Source organism: Neisseria dentiae, from assembly GCF_014055005.1.
In the GTDB taxonomy this organism is placed as follows: Bacteria; Pseudomonadota; Gammaproteobacteria; order Burkholderiales; family Neisseriaceae; genus Neisseria; species Neisseria dentiae.
In genome coordinates, this window is the sequence record NZ_CP059570.1 from 922,463 (window position 1) to 942,815 (window position 20,353).

General features: G+C 54.8%; 18 protein-coding genes, 2 tRNA genes and 1 pseudogene. 14 read left to right on the forward strand and 7 right to left on the reverse strand.

Annotation, left to right across the window (positions count from 1 at the left end; all coding sequences use genetic code 11):
• Window positions 1-12 precede the first annotated feature (12 nt).
• The gene (gene earP, locus H3L92_RS04370) at window positions 13-1,188 is read right to left on the reverse strand and encodes an elongation factor P maturation arginine rhamnosyltransferase EarP (RefSeq protein ID WP_085366795.1); all 1,176 of its coding nucleotides are present in this window, start codon (window positions 1,186-1,188) and stop codon (window positions 13-15) included.
• Window positions 1,189-1,581: 393 nt separating this feature from the next.
• Window positions 1,582-3,006 (reverse strand): leucyl aminopeptidase, encoded by a 1,425-nt coding sequence (locus H3L92_RS04375; RefSeq protein WP_085366794.1) that lies wholly within the window; start codon window positions 3,004-3,006, stop codon window positions 1,582-1,584.
• 238 nt (window positions 3,007-3,244) lie between these two features.
• On the opposite strand from H3L92_RS04375, the gene lptF reads away from it, so the two are divergent.
• From lptF to H3L92_RS13225, 5 genes and pseudogenes are all read left to right on the forward strand, one after another.
• Window positions 3,245-4,357 (forward strand): LPS export ABC transporter permease LptF, encoded by a 1,113-nt coding sequence (lptF, locus tag H3L92_RS04380; RefSeq protein WP_085366793.1) that lies wholly within the window; start codon window positions 3,245-3,247, stop codon window positions 4,355-4,357.
• A complete protein-coding gene (lptG, locus tag H3L92_RS04385; protein WP_085366792.1) occupies window positions 4,354-5,424 on the forward strand; it encodes an LPS export ABC transporter permease LptG in 1,071 nt (356 codons plus the stop codon). Before lptF ends, lptG begins: the two co-directional genes overlap by 4 nt.
• A gap of 144 nt (window positions 5,425-5,568) precedes the next feature.
• Window positions 5,569-5,644, forward strand: a tRNA-Val gene (locus H3L92_RS04390).
• Window positions 5,645-5,656: 12 nt separating this feature from the next.
• A tRNA-Asp gene (locus tag H3L92_RS04395) sits at window positions 5,657-5,733 on the forward strand.
• Between the two features lie 165 nt (window positions 5,734-5,898).
• Window positions 5,899-6,625, forward strand: a pseudogene (locus tag H3L92_RS13225) (IS30 family transposase); the annotation flags it as partial.
• 99 nt (window positions 6,626-6,724) lie between these two features.
• Here H3L92_RS13225 and lepB read toward each other — a convergent pair.
• The 4 genes from lepB to plsY all read right to left on the reverse strand — a co-directional run bounded on the left by lepB (window position 6,725) and on the right by plsY (window position 11,901).
• Entirely contained in the window at window positions 6,725-7,708 is a 984-nt protein-coding gene (gene lepB, locus H3L92_RS04405; protein WP_085366791.1) for a signal peptidase I, read from the reverse strand.
• On the reverse strand, window positions 7,708-9,501 hold the full coding sequence (lepA, locus tag H3L92_RS04410) for a translation elongation factor 4 (RefSeq protein WP_085366790.1): 1,794 nt from the start codon (window positions 9,499-9,501) through the stop codon (window positions 7,708-7,710). Before lepA ends, lepB begins: the two co-directional genes overlap by 1 nt.
• Before the next feature lie 200 nt (window positions 9,502-9,701).
• Window positions 9,702-11,207 (reverse strand): patatin-like phospholipase family protein, encoded by a 1,506-nt coding sequence (locus H3L92_RS04415; protein ID WP_085366789.1) that lies wholly within the window; start codon window positions 11,205-11,207, stop codon window positions 9,702-9,704.
• 61 nt (window positions 11,208-11,268) lie between these two features.
• Entirely contained in the window at window positions 11,269-11,901 is a 633-nt protein-coding gene (gene plsY / locus H3L92_RS04420; RefSeq protein WP_085366788.1) for a glycerol-3-phosphate 1-O-acyltransferase PlsY, read from the reverse strand.
• Between the two features lie 61 nt (window positions 11,902-11,962).
• On the opposite strand from plsY, the gene folB reads away from it, so the two are divergent.
• From folB to frdD, 9 genes are all read left to right on the forward strand, one after another.
• Window positions 11,963-12,313 carry a dihydroneopterin aldolase gene (gene folB / locus H3L92_RS04425; RefSeq protein ID WP_085366787.1) on the forward strand — a complete coding sequence of 117 codons (351 nt, stop codon included), beginning with the start codon at window positions 11,963-11,965 and terminating at the stop codon, window positions 12,311-12,313.
• Between the two features lie 141 nt (window positions 12,314-12,454).
• Window positions 12,455-13,078: a flavin prenyltransferase UbiX gene (locus H3L92_RS04430; protein WP_085366786.1), complete on the forward strand. Its 624-nt coding sequence runs from the start codon at window positions 12,455-12,457 to the stop codon at window positions 13,076-13,078.
• Between the two features lie 267 nt (window positions 13,079-13,345).
• On the forward strand, window positions 13,346-13,909 hold the full coding sequence (locus H3L92_RS04435) for a hypothetical protein (protein WP_372338534.1): 564 nt from the start codon (window positions 13,346-13,348) through the stop codon (window positions 13,907-13,909).
• 131 nt (window positions 13,910-14,040) lie between these two features.
• Window positions 14,041-15,105 carry a magnesium/cobalt transporter CorA gene (gene corA, locus H3L92_RS04440; protein ID WP_085366797.1) on the forward strand — a complete coding sequence of 355 codons (1,065 nt, stop codon included), beginning with the start codon at window positions 14,041-14,043 and terminating at the stop codon, window positions 15,103-15,105.
• 37 nt (window positions 15,106-15,142) lie between these two features.
• Complete coding sequence (locus H3L92_RS04445) at window positions 15,143-15,637, forward strand: acyl-CoA thioesterase (RefSeq protein ID WP_085366785.1); 495 nt, start codon at window positions 15,143-15,145, stop codon at window positions 15,635-15,637.
• A 402-nt stretch (window positions 15,638-16,039) separates the two neighbouring features.
• On the forward strand, window positions 16,040-17,812 hold the full coding sequence (gene frdA, locus H3L92_RS04450; protein ID WP_085366784.1) for a fumarate reductase (quinol) flavoprotein subunit: 1,773 nt from the start codon (window positions 16,040-16,042) through the stop codon (window positions 17,810-17,812).
• Window positions 17,809-18,552, forward strand: coding sequence for a succinate dehydrogenase/fumarate reductase iron-sulfur subunit (locus H3L92_RS04455; RefSeq protein ID WP_085366783.1), 744 nt, complete (start codon window positions 17,809-17,811; stop codon window positions 18,550-18,552). Before frdA ends, H3L92_RS04455 begins: the two co-directional genes overlap by 4 nt.
• 1 nt (window position 18,553) lies before the next feature.
• Window positions 18,554-18,946 (forward strand): fumarate reductase subunit C, encoded by a 393-nt coding sequence (locus H3L92_RS04460; protein ID WP_085366782.1) that lies wholly within the window; start codon window positions 18,554-18,556, stop codon window positions 18,944-18,946.
• A gap of 12 nt (window positions 18,947-18,958) precedes the next feature.
• On the forward strand, window positions 18,959-19,309 hold the full coding sequence (gene frdD, locus H3L92_RS04465; RefSeq protein WP_085366781.1) for a fumarate reductase subunit FrdD: 351 nt from the start codon (window positions 18,959-18,961) through the stop codon (window positions 19,307-19,309).
• A gap of 70 nt (window positions 19,310-19,379) precedes the next feature.
• Here frdD and H3L92_RS04470 read toward each other — a convergent pair whose 3' ends face one another.
• Window positions 19,380-20,270 carry an NAD(+) kinase gene (locus tag H3L92_RS04470; protein WP_085366780.1) on the reverse strand — a complete coding sequence of 297 codons (891 nt, stop codon included), beginning with the start codon at window positions 20,268-20,270 and terminating at the stop codon, window positions 19,380-19,382.
• Window positions 20,271-20,353 lie beyond the last annotated feature (83 nt).

Genomic DNA, 20,353 nt, shown 5'->3' on the forward strand with positions numbered 1-20,353 from the left:
AAACGCGTTATTTTAGCGGTGTCGGTTGAATTTGGCTAGTTTTTCTATGGCGCTTGGCTGTGAAAACAGGTGTTTTTGCCAATCTGCCACGCTTTTTTGCCAGTTTGTGGCGTGGCTTTGCAGCGCTTGCCAGGCGGCCAGGCGTTGCGCGGGGGTAAGGGCGGCGGCAGCGTTGAGTTCGTTTGAGAGCGTCCGGTGGGCGGTGCGGACGGCTTCGGGGTAGTACGCGTAGGCCCTATCCCAAAATGCGTGCAGTTTTTCGATATGTACCGCTTCTTCTTGCGGGTAGATGTGCCAGAAAAAGGGCTTGGCGGCCAACTGGGCGCGCACGAAGCTGTCTTCGCCGCGCACGATCAGGCCGTCGGCAAGGTGCAGCAGGCGGTCGAAATCGTGTTGCGGCACGAAGGGGATGCGGATTAGGGTTACGCAGGCCGTCTGAAACGTATCGCCCGCCTGTTGCAGGGCATGGTGCGGAATGGCTGCGGCTGCTTTCAGGCTGTCGGTGATTTGCCCGCCGGCCAGCAGCAGGGTGACGGGTTCGCCGTTTTGCCGCCACATATCCAGCCATTCGGCCCAAACGGGGCTTTCGTAGCCGAACAGCAGCCATTCGGGGGCGGTTTTTTCGGGCAGCATCAGGCGGGCGCGCCATTGGGCAGTGTCGAATTGGCTGCGTTCGGCGTAATCCCGCTCGCGCAGCAGGCCGCCGCTTTTTTCGGTAAAGCCCATAAACCAGAAATATTTTTGCAGGCCGTTTGCCTGCGGCGAGGGGAGGGCGTGCAGGCGTTCGTTGCTGGCTTCGGCGCTCAGGTATTCCCAATTCAGCCACAGCGGCCGGGTTGCGGCTATTGCGGTTGTTACGTTTGGCGGCAGGTCGCAGGCGAAGGTTTCGATAACGGTGTCGGGCGGCGGGGCGGATTCGAGCTGTTCGGCGCGGCGGCGGTTCCATAGGCGGACGGAGATGTTTTGGTGCGCGCAGGGCGGGGCGGGTAAATCGGGGCAGAGTGCGCGCAGGGCTTCGGCGTCGTCTGTCCATAAGTGCACCTGCCAGCCCAGCTCGTTGCGGAGCATTTGTGCAAGCCGCCACGACACGCCGATGTCGCCGAAGTTGTCGATAACGGTGCAGAAAATCCAGCAAACGGGTGCGGATTCGGTTTTCGGAGGCGGGCAGGTTTGGTGTTCGGAAGGCATGATGGGTTTTGATAAATCTTTGCGTGGCGTGAGGTTATCGCTTCGGGGTGTTTTGTCAAGAAAATATTTTCTTTATCCACATTAATAGTTACGGCATTGACAAGTATGCGGAATAAGGGGCTTGACAACTGTTTGAATTGGTTATTTATTTGATATATAAACGTTTTTTGTTTGGGCTTAATTTTTGTGCAGCAATATGCAAAGCTTGATTTTTCGGGGAAAACGCGGGGATTTCACAAACTTTCCACACAGTTATCCACAGCTTTTGTGAGTAAGCTTTAAGGGCTTGATTGGGATTGGGTTTATATTATTGTCATATATAAACAGGCCGTCTGAAAACGGAAACTGCATTTTGTTTTCAGACGGCCTGTGCTGTGTTTGATTTAACGGTGTTTACTTCACCTGGCGGAGATAGTTCAGCAACAGCGGCACGGGGCGGCCGGTGGCGCCTTTGTCTTTGCCTGATTTCCACGCGGTGCCGGCGATATCGAGGTGCGCCCACGGGTAGCTTTCGGTGAAATACGACAAAAACGTGCCTGCGGTAATCGTGCCTGCGCCGGGGCTGCCGATGTTGGGCAGGTCGGCAAAGTTCGATTTGAGCTGCTCTTTATAGGTGTCGAACAGCGGCAGCTGCCAGGCTTGGTCGCCGCTTTCGCGCGAGGCGGCCAGCAGGCTGTCCACCAGCTCCTGATTGTTGCCCATCAGGCCGCTGACACCATGGCCGAGGGCGACGATACAGGCGCCGGTAAGGGTGGCGACGTCAATCACGGCTTTGGGTTTGAACTGTTCGGCATAGGTAAGCGCGTCGCACAGAATCAGGCGGCCTTCGGCATCGGTGTTGAGCACTTCGATGGTGAGACCCTTCATGCTTTTGACGATGTCGCCGGGCTTGTTGGCCTTGCCGGAAGGCATGTTTTCGCAGGTGGGTACGATGGCGATCAGGTTGACCGGCAGCTTGAGCTTGACGGCGGCGCAAAACGTGCCGATAACGCTGGCCGCGCCGCACATATCGTATTTCATTTCGTCCATATTCAGGCCGGGCTTGAGCGAAATGCCGCCGGTGTCGAAAGTGATGCCCTTGCCGACCAATACCACCGGGGCGGTTTCTTTGTTTTCGGCGCCGAAATAGGAAAGTTCGATTAAATAGGGTTTCTGTTTGCTGCCTTTGGCCACCGACCAAAACGAACCCATGTGTTTTTTAATGTAGTCTTTGCCGAGAATTTTAGCGGTAACGCCGAGTTTTTTGGCTTGTTTGCGGGCAGTTTCGGCCAAGAATTCGGGCGTGCACTCATTGGGTGCGGCGTTGCCCAAATCTTTGCAGAGCGCCATGCCGTATAATTGGGCGTCGGCCAAGGTTAAGGCCGTCTGAACGGCTTGGCTGTGCTGCCCGCTGAAAAATTCCGCCCGAGCGAGCTTGGCCGGTTTGGCTTCTTTTTTGTAGCGGTCGAAGCGGTAGGCGGCGTTGCCGAATGCCAGCGCGAACACTTCGGCAACCAAAGCAGCGGCTTCTTGATTAAACGGCGCGAGACAAACGTTTACCAGCTCCTGCTTCTGCGCCCACGCGGCGGCTTCGGCGGCGGCTTTGGCCACGGTTTCGCGCTTGGTGTCTTGCAGGCGCACCACGGCCACGGCTTTCAGGCCGCCGTTTTCGGAAACTTTGGTTTCGGCAAAGGCCTGGTCTTTTTCTAACGAACCGCAGAGCAGGGCGGCGGTTTCGTTATCGCTGTTTTCGCTGCACGGGCAGGCTTCTTCGCAAATATAAAGCAGGGCGCCGGCGGTGTCCGGCTGCAATTTTTCGGCTTTTGTGCTAAATTCCACGCTGATTCTCCTAGATGAGCGGTTATCCCTAAAGAATTTTTTCAGACGGCCTTACTTATATTTACAGGCCGTCTGAAACATATCGGCCTGATTGTACTCTATCATCGGTCTGCCCGAAACCTCGGGAAACCCCGCGGCGGCAAACTTAATTGCCGCCGGTGCGGCAGCCCATGCCGCCGTTGTTTGCGTTTGGTTTTCCGCCATATCCCCCAACCCCGCCATTCGAAGCGGTTATTTTATGATTTATCAACGAAATTTTATCAAAGAACTTTCTTTCACCGCCGTGGGCATTTTCGTGGTGCTGCTGGCGGTGCTGGTGTCCACGCAGGCCATCAACCTGCTGGGGCGTGCCGCCGACGGCCGCGTGGCGATTGATGCCGTGGCCGCGCTGGTGGGCTTTTGGGTTATCGGCATGACGCCGCTCTTGCTGGTGCTCACCGCCTATATCAGCACGCTCACCGTGCTGACCCGTTATTGGCGCGACAGCGAAATGTCGGTTTGGCTCTCGTGCGGGCTGGCGCTGAAACAGTGGATACGCCCCGTGTTGCAGTTTGCCGTACCGTTCGCCCTGCTGATTGCGGTGATGCAGCTTTTCGTGATGCCGTGGGCGGAGCTGCGCAGCCGCGAATACGCCGAAATCCTAAAGCAGAAACAAGAGCTTTCGTTGGTGGAGGCGGGCGAATTCCGCGCGCTGGGTAAGCGCAACGGGCGCGTGTATTTCGTGGAAACCTTCGACACCGATTCGGGCATCATGAAAAACCTGTTTTTGCGCGAAACCGACGATAAAGGCAACGACAACATCGTTTTCGCCAAAGAAGGCACGTTTTCCCTGAAAGACAATAAACGCACGCTGGAGCTGAGCAACGGCTACCGTTACAGCGGCACGCCCGGCCGGGCCGACTACAACCAAGTGTCGTTCGAGCATCTGAGCCTGATTATCAGCACCACGCCGAAAATCGTCGACCCGATTTCGCACCGCCGCACCATCCCCACCGAAAAACTATTCGGCAGCAGCAACCCGCAATACCAAGCCGAGCTGATGTGGCGGCTGTCGCTGCCCATCAGCGTGCTGCTGTTGAGCATACTCGCCGTGCCGCTTTCCTATTTCAACCCGCGCACGGGCCACACTTATAACATCCTCATCGCCATCGGCCTGTATCTGGTTTACCAAAACGGCCTTACCTTTCTGCGCAATGCGGTGGAAGACGGCAAACTCAATTTCTGGCTCGGCATGCTGCCCATGCACATATTGATTGCCGCCGTCGCCGTTATCCTGCTGCGCGTGCGCAGTATGCCCGCACAGCCTTTCTGGCGCGCAGTGAAACTCAGTTTGAAAGGCGGTGCCAAATGAAGCTGATTACCCGCTACCTTATCCGCCAACTCAGCGTGATGACGGTTTACGCGCTGCTGGCCTTTTTGGCGCTTTACAGTTTTTTCGACATCATCAACGAAGTGGGCGACCTCGGCAAAGGCAGCTATAACGGCGCCAAAATGATGCAGTATGTGCTGATGCAGATGCCCGCCCACGCTTACGACCTGATGCCGCTGGCGGTGCTGATCGGCGGCCTGATTGCCCTGAGCCAGCTCGCTTCGGGCAGCGAAATCACGGTTATGAAAACCAGCGGCATGAGCACTAAGAAACTGATTGCCGTTTTGCTGCGCTTCGGCCTGATTTTCGCCGTCGCCACCGCCGCCTTGGGCGAATGGCTGGCGCCGTCGCTGAGTCAAAGCGCCGAAAACATGAAAGCCACCGCCACCAGCGGCCGCATCAGCACGGGCGCGCAGGGTTTGTGGCTGAAAGAGCAGAACAACATTATCAACGTGCGCGAAATGCTGCCCGACCATACCCTGTTGGGCGTGAAAGTGTGGCGGCACAACGAAGCCTTCCAACTGGCCGAGGCGGTGGAGGCTGAATCCGCAACACTCAACCCGGACAACAGCTGGCAGCTGAAAAACGTGCGCCGCAGCCTGCTTGACGGCGAAGCCGTCCGCACCGAAACACAGGCCGAACAAAACTGGCCGGTCAGGCTGCAACGCGGCCTGCTGGACGTGTTGCTGGTGAAACCCGAGCAAATGTCGGTGTCGGAATTAACCACTTATATAGGCCATCTGAAAAACAACCGGCAGCAAACCAAGCTCTACGAAATCGCCTGGTGGCGCAAGCTGATGTATCCCGTCGCCGCACTGGTGATGGCTTTGGTGGCGCTGGCGTTTACCCCGCAAAACACCCGCCGCGGCAATATGGGCCTGAAACTGTTCGGCGGCATCTGCTTAGGCTTAGCATTCCACTTTGCCGGACGGCTGTTCGGCTTTACCGGCCAGCTTTACGGTATCCCGCCGTTTATCGCCGCCGTGCTGCCGACGATGCTGTTTGCCGTTTTGGGCGTGTATCTGATACGCAGGCAGGAAAAGCGTTAAACATTGTTGGCCGTAAAGTTCGGGCCGTCTGAAAAGTAATTTTTTTATATTTCATGGGTTTGTTAAAAAGTGGTTTGTCAGGCCGAAAAAATGCTTGCACAAGCTTCGGGATTTTGGTTTAATCACGTCTTCGCAACGCGACACGGGTGATTAGCTCAGTTGGTAGAGCGTCTGCCTTACAAGCAGAATGTCGGCGGTTCGACTCCGTCATCACCCACCAAGTTTCTTGCGCGGAGTGGTAGTTCAGTTGGTTAGAATACCGGCCTGTCACGCCGGGGGTCGCGGGTTCGAGCCCCGTCCACTCCGCCAAACCTATTCAGAAAAAAGCACCGATTTAATCGGTGCTTTTTTCTTTGCCTGTTTTTAGAATCCGCTTTCAGACGGCAGTGGATTTAGATGTGAAGTGCAACTTTCCACAACAGAAAAAGCCAGTATGCGGGGTAGCATATCCGCTTCCTGACAAGAAAGATTACCATGAGCTACACACAACTGAACCAAGATGAAGAATGCCACATCCAATACTTCTACTTCTATCGTCATCACACCATCACCGAAATTACCAAATAGTTTGACCGCCGTAAAGGCACCATCAGCCGCGAAATCAGACAACATTGGTCTCAAAGGGGTAATACAACGCTGAAAATACCCAACAGCGAAGCCGCCAAAACAAACAGAGCAAACGGAAACTCTATAAGCTCCATTCCTGGCTGATTCGACAACATCGACATCTTATTCTTCACACACACCACCCAATCACGCTCTATCGCAGCACTGTTTACCGCCGTCTGCACCAAGACAACAGCAATGGCGGAACTCTGTGGCAATATCTCAGAATAGGCGGCAAACCTTACCGTAAAAAGTACGGCAGCAAATTGATCAAGGGAAAAATGCCTGACAGCATCAGTATAGAAAAGCACCCGGCTATCATTGACAAAAAATCTCGCATTGGCGATTGGGGGAGCGACGCCATTATCGGCAAAGATCAACAAAACACATTATTGACCTTGGCTAAGCGGGTCACCCGCTACACCATCATCTGCAAATTGAAGAATTTCAAAGCCAAGATACTGCCAATGCTGTTAGGGTATATAAAGCTGGGGAGCATATTATCACTATGGATAACGGCAAAGAATTTTACAGGCACACCCAAATAGCCAAAGCATAGGCGGCGGAAACTTATTTTTGTTGTCCTTACCATTCTTGAGAGAAAGGACTGAATGAAAATACCAACGGACTTACCTGAGTGTTATACTTGAAATTTAATCAAAGACACCTCTTTGCGTAATCATCTCTTTCAGAATTAGTGTATGCTGGTGCCCACGCGGCCGATGTCGCCGAAGTTCATCCAGATAAAGAACGCTTTGCCCACAATCAGCTTGTCGCTCACAAAACCCCAATAACGGGAATCTTCGCTGTTGTCGCGGTTGTCGCCCATCATAAAATAATGGCCTTCGGGCACGGTGCAGCGGAACCACGAGCCGTCTTCGGCATATTCGCAGCTTTGGCGGTGCGGGAAATCGGGGCGCACGCCTTGCGGCAGAAAGCTCGGCTGGCCGGCGATTTTCAGCACTTCGAAATGATGTGTGCCGATGGTTTCCTGAAAGGCTTGGGCTTCGATGGTAATCATGCCGTATTGCGGCGTGTTTTCCTGATAGCTCTGAATGCCGGTCGAACGGTCTTCGACGGTTTGGCCGTTGATGCTCAACACCTTGTCTTTATATTCGATAACGTCGCCGGGCAGGCCGACGGCGCGTTTGATGTAGTTGATTTTGGTGTCTTCGGGGTAGTTAAACACCACCACGTCGCCGCGCTCCACTTGGCCGGTGGGAACCAGCACGTTATTGATAATCGGCGTGCGGATGCCGTAGGAAAATTTATTAACCAGAATAAAATCGCCCACCACCAGGCCTGGGCGCATGGAGCTGGAAGGAATTTGGAACGGTTCGGCCACAAAAGTGCGCAACACGAACACCACCAGAATAATCGGGAAAAACCCGCTCATATAATCGGTGAAGTGGTTGCTGTCGCCGGCCGGATTTTTTTTCAGACGGCCTTTGTGGATAAACCACACAATGCCGGTAAACAACACGAAAACCAGCAGCACGGCGGTGAAACTCATAAATGCCGACAACACGCCGAACACGCCCACCATCATCAGCAGGTAGCCCCATTGCAGGCCGCCGCTCCACTCGCCGCCCTCTTCGCGCGATTTGCTGCTTGTCGCATACAGCACCAGGCCCAAAACCAAAGCGGCCAGCGCGCCCCAAACCAAAGTATTGCTCATTATTTGTCCCCAACTTGCAGAATCGCCAAAAACGCGCTCTGCGGAATTTCCACATTGCCCACCTGTTTCATACGGCGTTTACCGGCTTTTTGTTTTTCCAAGAGTTTTTTCTTACGGGTAATGTCGCCGCCGTAGCATTTCGCCAGTACGTTTTTGCGCAGGGCTTTTACGGTTTCGCGGGCGATAATCTGGCTGCCGATGGCGGCCTGCACGGCAATATCGAACATTTGGCGCGGAATCAGCTCGCGCATTTTCGCCGCCAGCTCGCGGCCGCGGAACACGGCGTTGGAGCGGTGCACGATCAGGCTTAAGGCATCGACTTTTTCGCCGTTGACCATAATGTCGAGTTTGATTAAATCGGCGGCCTGGAATTCTTTAAACTCGTAATCCAGCGAAGCATAGCCGCGCGAGGTGGATTTGAGTTTGTCGAAAAAGTCCATTACCACTTCGTTCATGGGCAAATCGTAGGTGAGCATCACCTGCCGGCCCATATACTGCATATTCTTCTGCACGCCGCGCTTTTGGTTGCACAGGGTCATCACCGCGCCCACATATTCCTGCGGCACCAGAATGGTGGCGGTGATAATCGGCTCGAAAATGGTGTCGATGCTGCCCACATCAGGCAGTTTCGACGGGTTTTCCACTTCGATTTTTTCGCCGTTTTTCAGCAGCACCTCATACACCACCGTCGGCGCGGTGGTGATTAAGTCCATATCGAACTCGCGCTCCAAACGCTCCTGCACGATTTCCAAGTGCAGCAGCCCCAAAAAGCCGCAGCGGAAACCGAAGCCCAATGCCTGCGACACCTCCGGCTCGAATTTCAGCGAAGCATCGTTTAATTGCAGTTTTTCCAGCGCATCGCGCAGGGCTTCGTAGTCGTGGCTTTCCACCGGATAAAGCCCCGCAAACACCTGCGACTGCACTTCTTGGAAGCCCGGCAGCGCTTTCTCGGCAGGGTTGGCCGACAACGTGATGGTGTCGCCCACTTTGGCGGCGTGCAATTCCTTGATGCCGGTAATCAGAAAGCCCACTTCGCCGGCCTTCAGCTCGGATTTCGGCACCGATTTGGGGGTAAACACACCCAACTGCTCCACCTGCGTTTCGGCTTTGGTGCTCATAAACAGCACTTTGTCTTTCAGTTTCAGACGGCCCTGCTTCACGCGGATCAGCATCACCACGCCTACATAGTTGTCGAACCACGAATCGATGATCATGGCTTGCAGCGGCGCATCTTCGTCGCCCTCCGGCGCAGGGATTTTGGCCACGATTTCTTCCAGCACGTCTTCCACGCCCAAGCCGCTTTTGGCCGAGCATTGCACCGCGCCCACGGCATCGATGCCGATGATGTCTTCGATTTCCTGCGACACGCGGTCGGGGTCGGCGGCGGGCAGGTCGATTTTGTTTAAAACGGGCACCACTTCCACGCCCAAATCAATGGCGGTGTAGCAGTTGGCCACGGTTTGCGCCTCCACTCCCTGCGAAGCGTCCACCACCAACAGCGCGCCTTCGCAGGCGGAAAGCGAACGGGAAACTTCGTAAGAAAAATCAACGTGTCCGGGCGTGTCGATTAAGTTGAGCAGATAAGTTTGCCCGTCGCGCGCTTTGTAGTTGAGGGCGGCGGTTTGCGCCTTGATGGTGATGCCGCGCTCTTTTTCGATGTCCATCGAATCAAGCACCTGCGTACTCATTTCGCGCATTTCCAAACCGCCGCAATATTGGATAAAGCGGTCGGCCAGCGTGGATTTTCCGTGGTCGATGTGGGCAATAATAGAAAAGTTTCTGATGTTTTTCATTGAGTTAGACATACTGCTCGTTATTCTTGGAAGGCCGTCTGAAAAGGGTTTGTCCAACCGGGCAAAACGAAAATCAAATAGCTGCGTATTTTAGCCGAAAAATACGGTTTCGGCTAATTTTGCTATATGTTAAGTGGAAGTAGCTTAAATGGAAGTAGTTATTTTTGATCTAAACTAAACTTGTTTATTGGTAGCAGTTGTTATTGTACCCACGGGGCGTCATAATCGGTTTTGGCGTTTTTGTCGGGCAGTTGCGGCCCTTCGCCCACAAACCACACGGGCGGATAAACTTTTTCGGCGGGCTGTGCCGGTTGTGCCGAAAAGTCTTCCAGCAGGCGCTTGTATTCGCCGGATTGCTGCAACAGGGCGCGTGCGGCGGATTTCAAATCGTTGATGTCGTTGTGGGGCAGGTAAAACGTGGTGGGGATGTTCAACACGTTTTTACGCAGCTGCGATTCGGGCAGATCGCGCAGATTGAGGCTCACGAAATACATACTGCGCTTTTTGCCGTCGGGCTGTTTGGCGGCGTTTTCGTTCCATTGGTCGGCAAAAGCGCGGAAGCGCCGCAGCGATTCCTGCGAATATTTGTCGATGGGAATATCGACGATGGCGGCCACCACGTCGGCAAAGCCCGGGATGGCGGGCGATTGATCGATACGGCTGGCAATCTGGTTTTGCGCGTTTACGTTGATAATCACGATGCGGCGGATATTTTCTGCGGTTACTTGTTTTTGCAGGGCTTCGCTGGAGCGTGTGTCAACGATATCCAACACGCCGCGCAGGCCGAGGTTGTCGGTGAGGCCGCCGTCGAGCAGGTGGATATACGGGCGTTTGGTGCTGTCGTTATATTGGCTGTGGTAAGTGCGGGTAAGCTCTTGGAGGGTTTGCTGCTGCAATTTGCCCACTTTGTCGTTGGTTAACGTGTATCGCAGGCGTTCGGGCAACACATAGCCGCAGTTGCCGCCGTTGTTGTTGAGCGTAATCGGGCTGAAAATCAGCGGCACGGCGCTGGAGGCGGCCACGGCGCGGGCGATGCGCAAATCGGACAGGTTCAGGCACATGGCGTCGAAGTGTTCCTGAATAAAATCCAAGCGGCTGCCCGCCGCCATATCGGTGGCGGAAATAACGGCAAACGGGCCTTTGCGGCGTTTGTCGAGATCGTCGAACGTGGCGTCGCGAAAGAGGGTGTTTTCAAACTGTTCTTGCAGCAGGTCGCCGCGGCCGTATTCGGGCGAGGTGAGGCGGGGCAGGTTGGCAAACGAAAATACCTGTTTGGTAAACTGGCGCTGGAAATTCTGCTTTAAGAAGCGGCGTTCAAACGCGGGAACGGTTTCTTTGCCGTGCAGCGAAAAATAAGCCGCCAGCACCGAACCGCCCGAAACGCCGTAAACCAAATCGACGCTTTCGAGCAGGCTTTGCTCTTTGCCGCCGAAATTGATTTTCTGGCGGTTCAACTCTTCCAACACGCCATAGCCCAAAGCCGCCGCCCGCGTGCCGCCGCCGGAAAACATCAGCACCACGAAAGTATCGTCGGCTCTGGCGCTGTCGAAGTTTTTTTCGAGGCGGTAGCCTTTTTCGGTGTCGACGGTTTGAATGGTTTGCAGGGGTTGGTATTGCACCAGTGCGCACGACGACATCAAAAAAGCGGCCGATGCGGCCAGATATTTTTTCAGGCCGTCTGAAAAGCGCATATGCTTGCCCGTCATTTCGTTCCGTATCCTTTGAATCAAATATAAAAAAGCAGCCCGGGCTGCTTTGTACTTGGTTTTATTCGCTTTCTTTATCCGGTTGTTGCCCGGCTGCTTTTTCACCGATTTTTCCTTCTTTTCCGCCCAACAGGTTGCTGATGTTGCTTTTATGCCGGTAAAGCACCAAAAGGGCGATAACAACCGTCGACAAAACCCACGAAGGGTAGGGCATAAAGAAATAAGCCGCCAGCGGGCTGATAACGGTGGCCGCCAGCGCCGCCAGTGAAGACACTTTAAAGCCGAAAGCCATCACCAGCCACACGGCGGCGCAAACCAAAGCGGTCGGCCATGATAATGCGAGCAGCACACCCAAAGCGGTGGCCACGCCTTTGCCGCCTTTGAAGTTGAAAAACACCGGCCACATATGCCCCACCAGCGCGGCCACGGCAACCAAAGCAATGGTAGCGGAGTCCAGCCCGAGCGGCTCTTGCAGCCATTTTGCCAGCAGCACGGCAACCAAGCCTTTGAGTGCATCGCCCAACAGGGTTAAGGCCGCCGCTTTTTTCTTGCCGCTGCGTAAAACATTGGTGGCGCCGGGGTTGCCCGAGCCGTAGGTGCGCGGGTCGGCCATGCCGTAAAATTTTGACACAATCACCGCAAAAGAAAGCGAGCCGATTACATAACCGGCTGTTACAACCAAGAAATTAAACATTACAGCAACTTTTGTTTTAGAATGGAAAACTGATTTTAACGTGAAAACAGCGCAACTGAAAATGGATAAAATTTTTTTACACGGCATGAAAGCCGAAACCTTGATCGGCGTGTATGACTGGGAGCGCGAGCAGCCGCAAACCCTGCTGTTGGATCTGGTTGTCGGTGTGCCCGAAAAATCGGGTGCCGGCGACGACATCAGCAACACCGTGCATTATGCCGACGTGTGCGAAGCCGTGCGCGCCAGCCTGAAAAACCAGCGTTTTTTACTGCTCGAAGCATTGGCGGAGCACGTTGCCGATTTGGTGTTGTCCGACTTCGGCGCACAATGGGTGAAGGTGAAGATTGTGAAACCCGGCATTCTGCCCGATGTGCGCGAAGTGGGTGTGGAAATCGAACGCAGCGTCGATTGAAAACAAAATAACCGTTTTTCAGACGGCCTTTGCTCGATTTTCACGGTGCGCCATACTCGGGCTGCTCTTTAAGTTTGCCGGCCGTCTGAAAACAACACCGTATTATAATTATACTTACCGCTTTTACAGATTCTCCTGCCTATGAATACCCAGCCGCATCCGATACAAACCGTTACCTTGGCCTTTACCGGCGCATCGGGCATGCCCTACGGCATCCGCCTGCTCGAGTGCCTGCTGCAAAGCGGTAAAACCGTGTGGTTGCTGTATTCCCAAGCCGCGCAGGTGGTGGCGCAGCAGGAGGCGAACCTTGCCCTGCCTTCGTCGCCTGCCGCCTGTCAGGCGTTGTTGTGCGAAAAATACGGCGTTTCGGCGCAGCAATTGCGGGTGTTCGGCAAAGACGAATGGTTTGCGCCGCCGGCTTCGGGCACCAACCCTGCCGATGCCATGATTATCTGCCCGGCCAGCATGGGTGTTGTGGCGGCGGTGGCGCACGGCACTTCCGACCATTTGATCGAACGCGCCGCGGATGTGTGCCTGAAAGAGCGCCGCCCGCTGGTGGTGGTGCCGCGCGAAGCGCCGCTGTCGGCCCTGCATCTTGAAAACCTGCTCGCCCTTGCCCGTTTGGGCGCGGTTATCCTGCCGCCTTCGCCCGGGTTTTACCACCACCCGCAGTCGGTTGCCGATTTGGTGGATTTTGTGGTGGCGCGCATTCTCGACCAGTTGCGCATACCGCATACACTGATGCCGAAATGGGGAGAAAAATAAAATGGAAGCATTACAACAACTTATCGCCATGATTGCTGCATTTGCGCAATGGATATTGACAATTCTCGACGCTTTGTTTTAAATTGCCGCCCATGAACACTTCAAACATTCGCCCCTTTGCTTATTTTTATTGGTACCACACAAACGTGCGGTACTTTTTTGCGCTTGTCTGAAATGCCAGATAAACTTTAAGCAAACGCGAAACAGAGCCGCCCGAATTTTCAGGCGGCTTTTTGTTGGTTTTGAAAATCCGCCGCCTGTAAACAGATGAAAAACACCGAACAGGAGCAAAACATGAAAACCGCCGCCTTACACACCGCCCAAACACAACCTGCCGCCTTGCACCGCTGCCATCTGATTGTTGACGGCAACACCCACCGCAGCGATTTATGCGCCACCGGGCTGCCGCAAACCGACGGTATCCAAGTGAGCGAGGCATTGTTGCCGCAAATCCGCACCGTTGCCACACTGATTGCCGCCATGCGCCATGATTTCGACAGCCGCAGCCCGGACGTGTTTACCGAAGAAGCCGATTGGTTCGCTGCCCGCATCATTGTTTTGGGCGTGCGCCGCTTTCATCTCGACGTTACCCTCACGCCTATGCTCAAACTGGCCAACCGCCGCGCCACCGCTTTTGCCGCCCGCCACAAACTGCCGTTTGTTCCCGCCGAAATCCGTATGAGTTTGCACGCAGGCCGCCCCGCCAACCTGCTGATTGCCGAAACCGAATTGAGCATGAGCGATTGCGGCAACATCGTTGCCAACAGTTTGGCATTGAAAAACCGCCTGCCTGCTTTTGGCATGCCGCACCTGAAAAGCGGCGGTGTTTGATAGGCACCATAGCCGCAGTTAATCGGAATCGACATCTTCCGGCCGGGCGGGTATAAAGGCATAAAACAGCCGCTTTGCCGTAACGGCGTAACACGCGGTTTTTCAGACGGCCTTTGATGATGCAACCGATTATGACCGATACCACCGTTTCCACACTTTTTCCGCCCGCCGAAGGCGCGGTGCCGCGCAGCGATATTTCCGACGTGCCGCAACACGCGCTGCACCAAACCGTTTATTCGGCCGGCAGTTTTTTCCAAGCAGATTTTCTGCCTCAGGAAGATGCGGCCGGGCTGCATGTTCCCGCAGCCGGCGAAACCAACTGGCTGCATTTTGTCGGCATCAACGATATCAATGTGCTCAAGCCGCTGCTGGCACCTTACGAGATTCACGATTTGGTGCTGGAAGACATTCTCAGCCGCAAACAGCGCCCTAAAATCGAGGATTACGGCCACTATGTTTTTATTGCCGCGCGGGTGTACCAATACACCGCAGGCAAGCTGCAATCGGATCAGGTTTACCTGATTGCAGGCCAAGATTTCGTGTTCACCTTTCAACAGCGTCCGCTGGGGTTGTTTGGCAGCATCCGCAAGCAGATGGCCGACAGCCGCTGCGATATCCGCAACAAGCCCGCCGCTTTTCTCGCCTACCGCATTATCGACCGCCTGATAGACGATTATTTCATCACGCTCAACCAATACGACCACCGCGTCGAAGCCATAGACAAAACCCTGTTTAACGCCAACATCGACAACAACGAGCTGCTCGGACGCATCCACCGCCTCAAGCGCGATGCCGTGCGCCTGCGCCGCACCCTGCAACCGCTGCGCGATGTACTTTACCGTTTGGCACACGGCGATTTCACCATTTTTCAGGGCGAAGCGGGCATTTATTTGCGCGATGTGTATGACCACACCGTGCAGTTAACCGAATCTTTGGATGCCTCGCGCGATACCGTTGTGGGCATGATGGACGTGCATTTGTCGTTTCAATCCAACCGTTTGAACCAGCAGATGCGCGTGTTGACCGTGATTACCATTCTGTTTATGCCGCTAACCGTGATCACCGGTATTTACGGTATGAATTTCGACAATATGCCCGAACTGCATTGGCGTTACGGCTATTTTATGGTGCTCGGCCTGATGGCCTTGGTGATTGTGGGCCTGTTAACCTTTTTCTCACGCAAAAAATGGCTGTAGGTTTTTTCAGACGGCCTCAGATACAAGAAAGCACAATATGAACACACACTCTGCAACAGAATTCCAACATGAATTACAGATGTCGGTATTGATGACGCCCGACATGGCAAATTTCAGCGGCAACGTGCACGGCGGCGACCTGCTCAAACTGCTCGACCAAGTGGCCTATGCCTGCGCCAGCCGCTACAGCGGCCACTACTGCGTAACCCTTTCGGTGGACAAAGTTACCTTCAAAGAGCCGATTTATGTGGGCGAACTGGTTACTTTTTTAGCCAGCGTCAACCATGTCGGCCGCACCTCGATGGAAGTGGGCATACGTGTGGAAGCGCAGAATATCCGCGAACGCACCGTGCGCCACACCAACAGCTGTTATTTCACCATGGTGGCGGTGGAAGACGGCAAGCCCGTGCCCGTGCCGCCGTTGGAATTGAAAACCGAGCAGCAGCGCTGCCGTTTCGAGGCGGCCGAACAGCGCAAAGCCCTGCGCCTTCAAGCGGGCAGTATGCCCGGTTGCAACGCCTGCGGGGAGTAATAGCCGCCCCGCTTTAAAATATAGTGGATTAAAATAAGAATGCCGAAGTAGGGTAAAACGATTCTTTAGCATATCGCCCAATTGCAAGTTTGAATGCAGTTATTTCATTTCGGAGTTTTTATTTGAATTCACTATAATGGCAACGTTGGCTAACCTTGCGGCATTGCTTGTGCTGCTGCGGCCAGCCGCCTTGTGCTTGTTTTAAATTGGTTTGGCTATAGGGCGCCGGTTGGTGCGTATTTTTATTTCTTTTTTGACAGGGCCGTTTTTTCAGACGGCCTTTTTTACGGTTAAAACCGGCGAGATTCGGCTAAATTTGCCTTTTGTCAAAAGGCGGTTACAGGATTTGTTTACAATGTTGTTTAATAACACAACCGACTACCAACAAAAAAGGCAGACAATATGGACATCATTCAAACCGATGTGGCGATTGTGGGCGCAGGTGGTGCGGGTTTGCGGGCGGCGATTGAAATCGCGCGCGCCGCACCCGACAAAACCGTTCACCTGATTTCCAAAGTTTATCCGATGCGCAGCCACACCGTGGCGGCGGAAGGCGGTTCGGCCGGGGTGGTGCGCGACGACGATTCGCTCGAAAACCACTTCAACGACACCGTTTCGGGCGGCGACTGGCTGTGCGAGCAGGACGTGGTGCAGTATTTTGTGGAACACGCCACCGAAGAAATGATTCAAATGGAACACTGGGGCTGCCCGTGGTCGCGCCTGCCGGACGGGCGCGCCAACGTGCGCCGTTTCGGCGGCATGAAGATTCCGCGCACTTGGTTTGCCGCCGACAAAACCGGCTTCCATATGCTGCACACTTTGTTCCAAACTTCGATGCAGTATCCCAACATCAAACGCTTGGACGAACATTTTGCGCTTGATTTGTTAATTAATAACGGCGAATTGGCCGGTGTGTTGTGCTACGGCCTGCAAGAAGGCGTGGTGCGCGCGGTGCAGGCGAAAAGCGTGATCATCGCCACCGGCGGCGCGGGGCGCGTGTTTGCTTTCAACACCAACGGCGGCATCGTTACCGGCGACGGCATGGCGATGGCCTACCGCCACGGTGTGCCGCTGCGCGATATGGAGTTTGTTCAATACCACCCCACCGGCCTGCCCGGTTCGGGCATTCTGATGACCGAAGGCTGCCGCGGCGAAGGCGGTATTCTGGTGAACAAAGACGGCTACCGCTATTTGCAGGATTACGGCTTAGGCCCGGAAACGCCCATCGGCGAGCCGAAAAACAAATATATGGAGCTGGGGCCGCGCGACCGCCTGTCGCAGGCGTTCTACCACGAATGGAAAGCCGGCCGCACCATCAGCACGCCGCGCGGCGATGCGGTGCATTTGGATTTGCGCCATCTGGGCGAAGACTTCATCAACGAGCGGCTGCCGTTTATCCGCTCGCTGGCGCAGAAATTCGTGGGTGTCGATCCCGTGCACGAGCCGATTCCGGTGCGCCCGACCGCGCACTACACCATGGGCGGCATCGAAACCAACCAGCGTTGCGAAACCCGCATCAAAGGGCTGTTTGCCGTAGGCGAATGCTCTTCGGTGGGCCTGCACGGTGCCAACCGTTTGGGTTCCAATTCGCTGGCCGAGCTGTGCGTATTCGGCAAAGTGGCGGGTGAAGACGCGCTGAAACACGCGCAAACCGCCGGCAGCGGCTTGAGCCGCGAAGCGTTCGCCGCGTTGGCTGAGCAGGCTTACCAACCGTTTGCCGAATTGAAAAACCGCACCGGCGGCACCGAGAAACCGGCCGACATCCGCCGCGAGCTAGGTACGATGATGGAAGCCGAAGTGGGCATTTACCGCAGCGCCGAAAACGGCGCACGCGCCAAAGCCGCCATCCGCGATTTGAAAGCGCGTTATCAGAATGTGCGCGTAACCGACCATTCCGACACCTACAACACCGACTGGCTCACTACCATCGAGCTGGGTTATCTGTTGGATGTGGCCGAGGCGATGATTTATTCGGCCGATGCCCGCACCGAGTCGCGCGGTGCGCACCAGCGTTTGGATTTCCCCGAGCGCGACGACGAAAACTTCCTCAAACACACCCTGAGTTTCTACCGCGGCGGCCAAGAACCCCCGCAGATTGAATACAGCAGCGTGTTAATCACCAAATCGCAGCCTGCCAAACGGGTTTACGGTGCAGAAGGGGAGAAAAAATCATGAGCAATACCATCAAACTGGAAGTGATGCGCTACCGCCCCGGTGTCGACGAAAAACCGTGGCCGCAGGTGTTCGATATCGAATGGACGCAGGATATGTCGATTCTGGACGCACTCGCGCTGGTGAAAGACGATTTCGAGCCGGAGTTGGCCTACCGCTGGTCGTGCCGCATGGAAGTGTGCGGCTCGTGCGGCATGGTGGTCAACGGCGAACCCAAACTTGCCTGCTCCACTTTCGTGCGCGAATATGCTTCGGCGGGCAAAATCACCGTGGGTGCGCTCGATCAGTTTACCATCGAAAAAGATTTGATTGTGGATGCCGACCCGTTTATCGAAAAACTCGAGTCGGTCAAACCCTATATCATCAACAAAAACCCGCGTGCGCTGGCCGATAAGGAATACCGCCAAACGCCTGCCGAGCTGGCCAAATTCAAGCAATACACCATGTGTATCAATTGTATGCTGTGTTATCAGGCCTGCCCGCAGGTGGGTTTGAACGCCGATTTTCTCGGCCCTGCCGCCACCGCGCTGGCGCACCGCTACAACCTCGACAACCGCGATACCGGCAAAGTCGAACGTTTTAAAGTGATGAACAACGAAAACGGCATCTGGCCGTGCACGTTTGTGGGTTACTGCTCGGAAGTGTGCCCGAAACACGTCGATCCCGCCGGTGCCATCCAACAGGCCAAAGCCGCCGCCGTGCCGTTTTGGGCGTTGTCCAACCTGAAAAAAGAGGAGGCATAATATGAGCCGCAAACCTTATACCGCCAAGCAGCCGGCCAATTGGTATATGCAAAACCGCTTTTTCAAACTCTATATGCTGCGCGAGCTGACCAGCGTGCCGGTGGCATTTGCCGCCCTCAACCTGTTTTGCGGCTTGGCTTCGTTGGCCGGCAGCTTTGATGCGTGGGCTGGCTGGGTGGAAATGCAGACAAACCCGCTGGTGGTGCTGTTTAACCTGTTGGCCGTTGCCGCCGCCTGTTTCAACAGCAAAACCTGGTTTGAAGCCGTGCCCAAAGCGATGCCGATACAGAAAGGCGAAAAATTCGTGCCTGCCGCAGTGCTGGTGAAAGCCAGTTGGGGTGCGTTTGCCGCCGTGTTCGTGGTGTTGGTGTTACTGGTTGCCGTATTGGCCTGACAGAGGAGCAGAATGATGAGCAACAAACACATGAAGCCTTTGTATTGGGGCATTTTCTCCGCCGGCGGCACCGTTGCCGCCCTCATCCTCGCACCGGTGCTGGTGGTGCTGTGCTTGCTGCTGCCGTTCGGCATATTGGGCAGCCCAGCCGATTTTTACGACAGCGTGCACGGTTTTGTGAGCAACAAATTGGTGTATCTGGTGTTGTGTGCCGTGGTATTTACCATTTTGTGGCACGGCGTACACCGTTTCTACTATATTCTGCATGATATGCATGTTCATGTGGGCAACCGCACCCGTTTGGGTTTTTACGCCTTTGCCGTGGTGATGTTTGTGTTTACTTTATTCAAAGGTTGGTTTTAAGGCCTTTTGACTAAAAGCAATGCAGCAGGCCGTCTGAAATTTTCAGACGGCCTGCTTGTTTAATGGTGTGTTAAACCAACTGTTCGCCCCAATGCAGTTTCTGGCGCAGGGTTTTGTAGTATTGGTAATCGGTGGGGTGCAATACGCGCAGCGGATGGCGGTAGCGGTGGATTTTGATGCGGTCGAAAGTATGGATATCGATAAACGACTGGCCGTCGAAATGGGCGCGGGCGTCGCCGCCTTTGGTAACCAATATTTCGATTTCGCAAGTGTCGGCGACGGCAATCGGGCGGTTGGTCATGGATTGCGGGCAGATGGGCACCAGTGTGAACGCGCGCAGGCTGGCCTGCATAATCGGGCCGCCGGCAGCAAGCGCATAGGCGGTGGAGCCGGTGGGGGTGGAAACAATCAGGCCGTCCGAGCGTTGGGTGTAAACGAATTCTTTATTGATAAACACTTCGAATTCAATCATCTGGCCCGCGCCGCCGCGCGATAGCACCACATCGTTCAAAGCCAGCGAAGTGGTAACGGCCTCGCCGTCGCGTATCAGGGTGGTTTCGAGCAGAATACGTTCTTCGGGCAGATATTTTCCCGAGAGCATGCCGTTGAGTATCGGGGTCATATTTTCGCGCGGCACTTGGGTGAGAAACCCCAAATGCCCTTGGTTGACACCGATAACCGGCACACGGAAAGGGGCGATGATGCGTGCCACCGACAGAAACGTGCCGTCGCCGCCCAATACCACCACCAAGTCGCATTTTTTACCGAGGCTGCCCTTGTCGAGAATATGGCAGCGTTCGGCATCTTCGGTGCAGGCAGAGCCGTCGCGCAGGCTGGCTTCGTCGAGATAAATATCCAGTTTTTTTTCGTGCAGAAAATCCACCAGCGTGTGCAGGGTTTCCTGAATATGCGGCGTTTGGGGGCGGGTAACGATGCCTATATGTTTGAATTGGCTGATCATGGCACAGTGCGGACTGAGTAAGAACTTCGGATTATAGCGGGTTTTGCCGCCGCGCTGAAAGTGCGTGTAGTTTCAAACGGCAA

Excerpts from the sequence above, each read along its gene's own strand:
- earP (WP_085366795.1), bottom strand. The coding sequence starts at position 1,188 with ATGCCTTCCGAACACCAAACCTGCCCGCCTCCGAAAACCGAATCCGCA.
- lptF (WP_085366793.1), top strand. The coding sequence starts at position 3,245 with ATGATTTATCAACGAAATTTTATCAAAGAACTTTCTTTCACCGCCGTG.
- lptG (WP_085366792.1), top strand. The coding sequence starts at position 4,354 with ATGAAGCTGATTACCCGCTACCTTATCCGCCAACTCAGCGTGATGACG.
- lepB (WP_085366791.1), bottom strand. The coding sequence starts at position 7,708 with ATGAGCAATACTTTGGTTTGGGGCGCGCTGGCCGCTTTGGTTTTGGGC.
- lepA (WP_085366790.1), bottom strand. The coding sequence starts at position 9,501 with ATGAAAAACATCAGAAACTTTTCTATTATTGCCCACATCGACCACGGA.
- H3L92_RS04415 (WP_085366789.1), bottom strand. The coding sequence starts at position 11,207 with ATGACGGGCAAGCATATGCGCTTTTCAGACGGCCTGAAAAAATATCTG.
- plsY (WP_085366788.1), bottom strand. The coding sequence starts at position 11,901 with ATGTTTAATTTCTTGGTTGTAACAGCCGGTTATGTAATCGGCTCGCTT.
- folB (WP_085366787.1), top strand. The coding sequence starts at position 11,963 with ATGGATAAAATTTTTTTACACGGCATGAAAGCCGAAACCTTGATCGGC.
- H3L92_RS04430 (WP_085366786.1), top strand. The coding sequence starts at position 12,455 with ATGAATACCCAGCCGCATCCGATACAAACCGTTACCTTGGCCTTTACC.
- H3L92_RS04435 (WP_372338534.1), top strand. The coding sequence starts at position 13,346 with ATGAAAAACACCGAACAGGAGCAAAACATGAAAACCGCCGCCTTACAC.
- corA (WP_085366797.1), top strand. The coding sequence starts at position 14,041 with ATGACCGATACCACCGTTTCCACACTTTTTCCGCCCGCCGAAGGCGCG.
- H3L92_RS04445 (WP_085366785.1), top strand. The coding sequence starts at position 15,143 with ATGAACACACACTCTGCAACAGAATTCCAACATGAATTACAGATGTCG.
- frdA (WP_085366784.1), top strand. The coding sequence starts at position 16,040 with ATGGACATCATTCAAACCGATGTGGCGATTGTGGGCGCAGGTGGTGCG.
- H3L92_RS04455 (WP_085366783.1), top strand. The coding sequence starts at position 17,809 with ATGAGCAATACCATCAAACTGGAAGTGATGCGCTACCGCCCCGGTGTC.
- H3L92_RS04460 (WP_085366782.1), top strand. The coding sequence starts at position 18,554 with ATGAGCCGCAAACCTTATACCGCCAAGCAGCCGGCCAATTGGTATATG.
- frdD (WP_085366781.1), top strand. The coding sequence starts at position 18,959 with ATGATGAGCAACAAACACATGAAGCCTTTGTATTGGGGCATTTTCTCC.
- H3L92_RS04470 (WP_085366780.1), bottom strand. The coding sequence starts at position 20,270 with ATGATCAGCCAATTCAAACATATAGGCATCGTTACCCGCCCCCAAACG.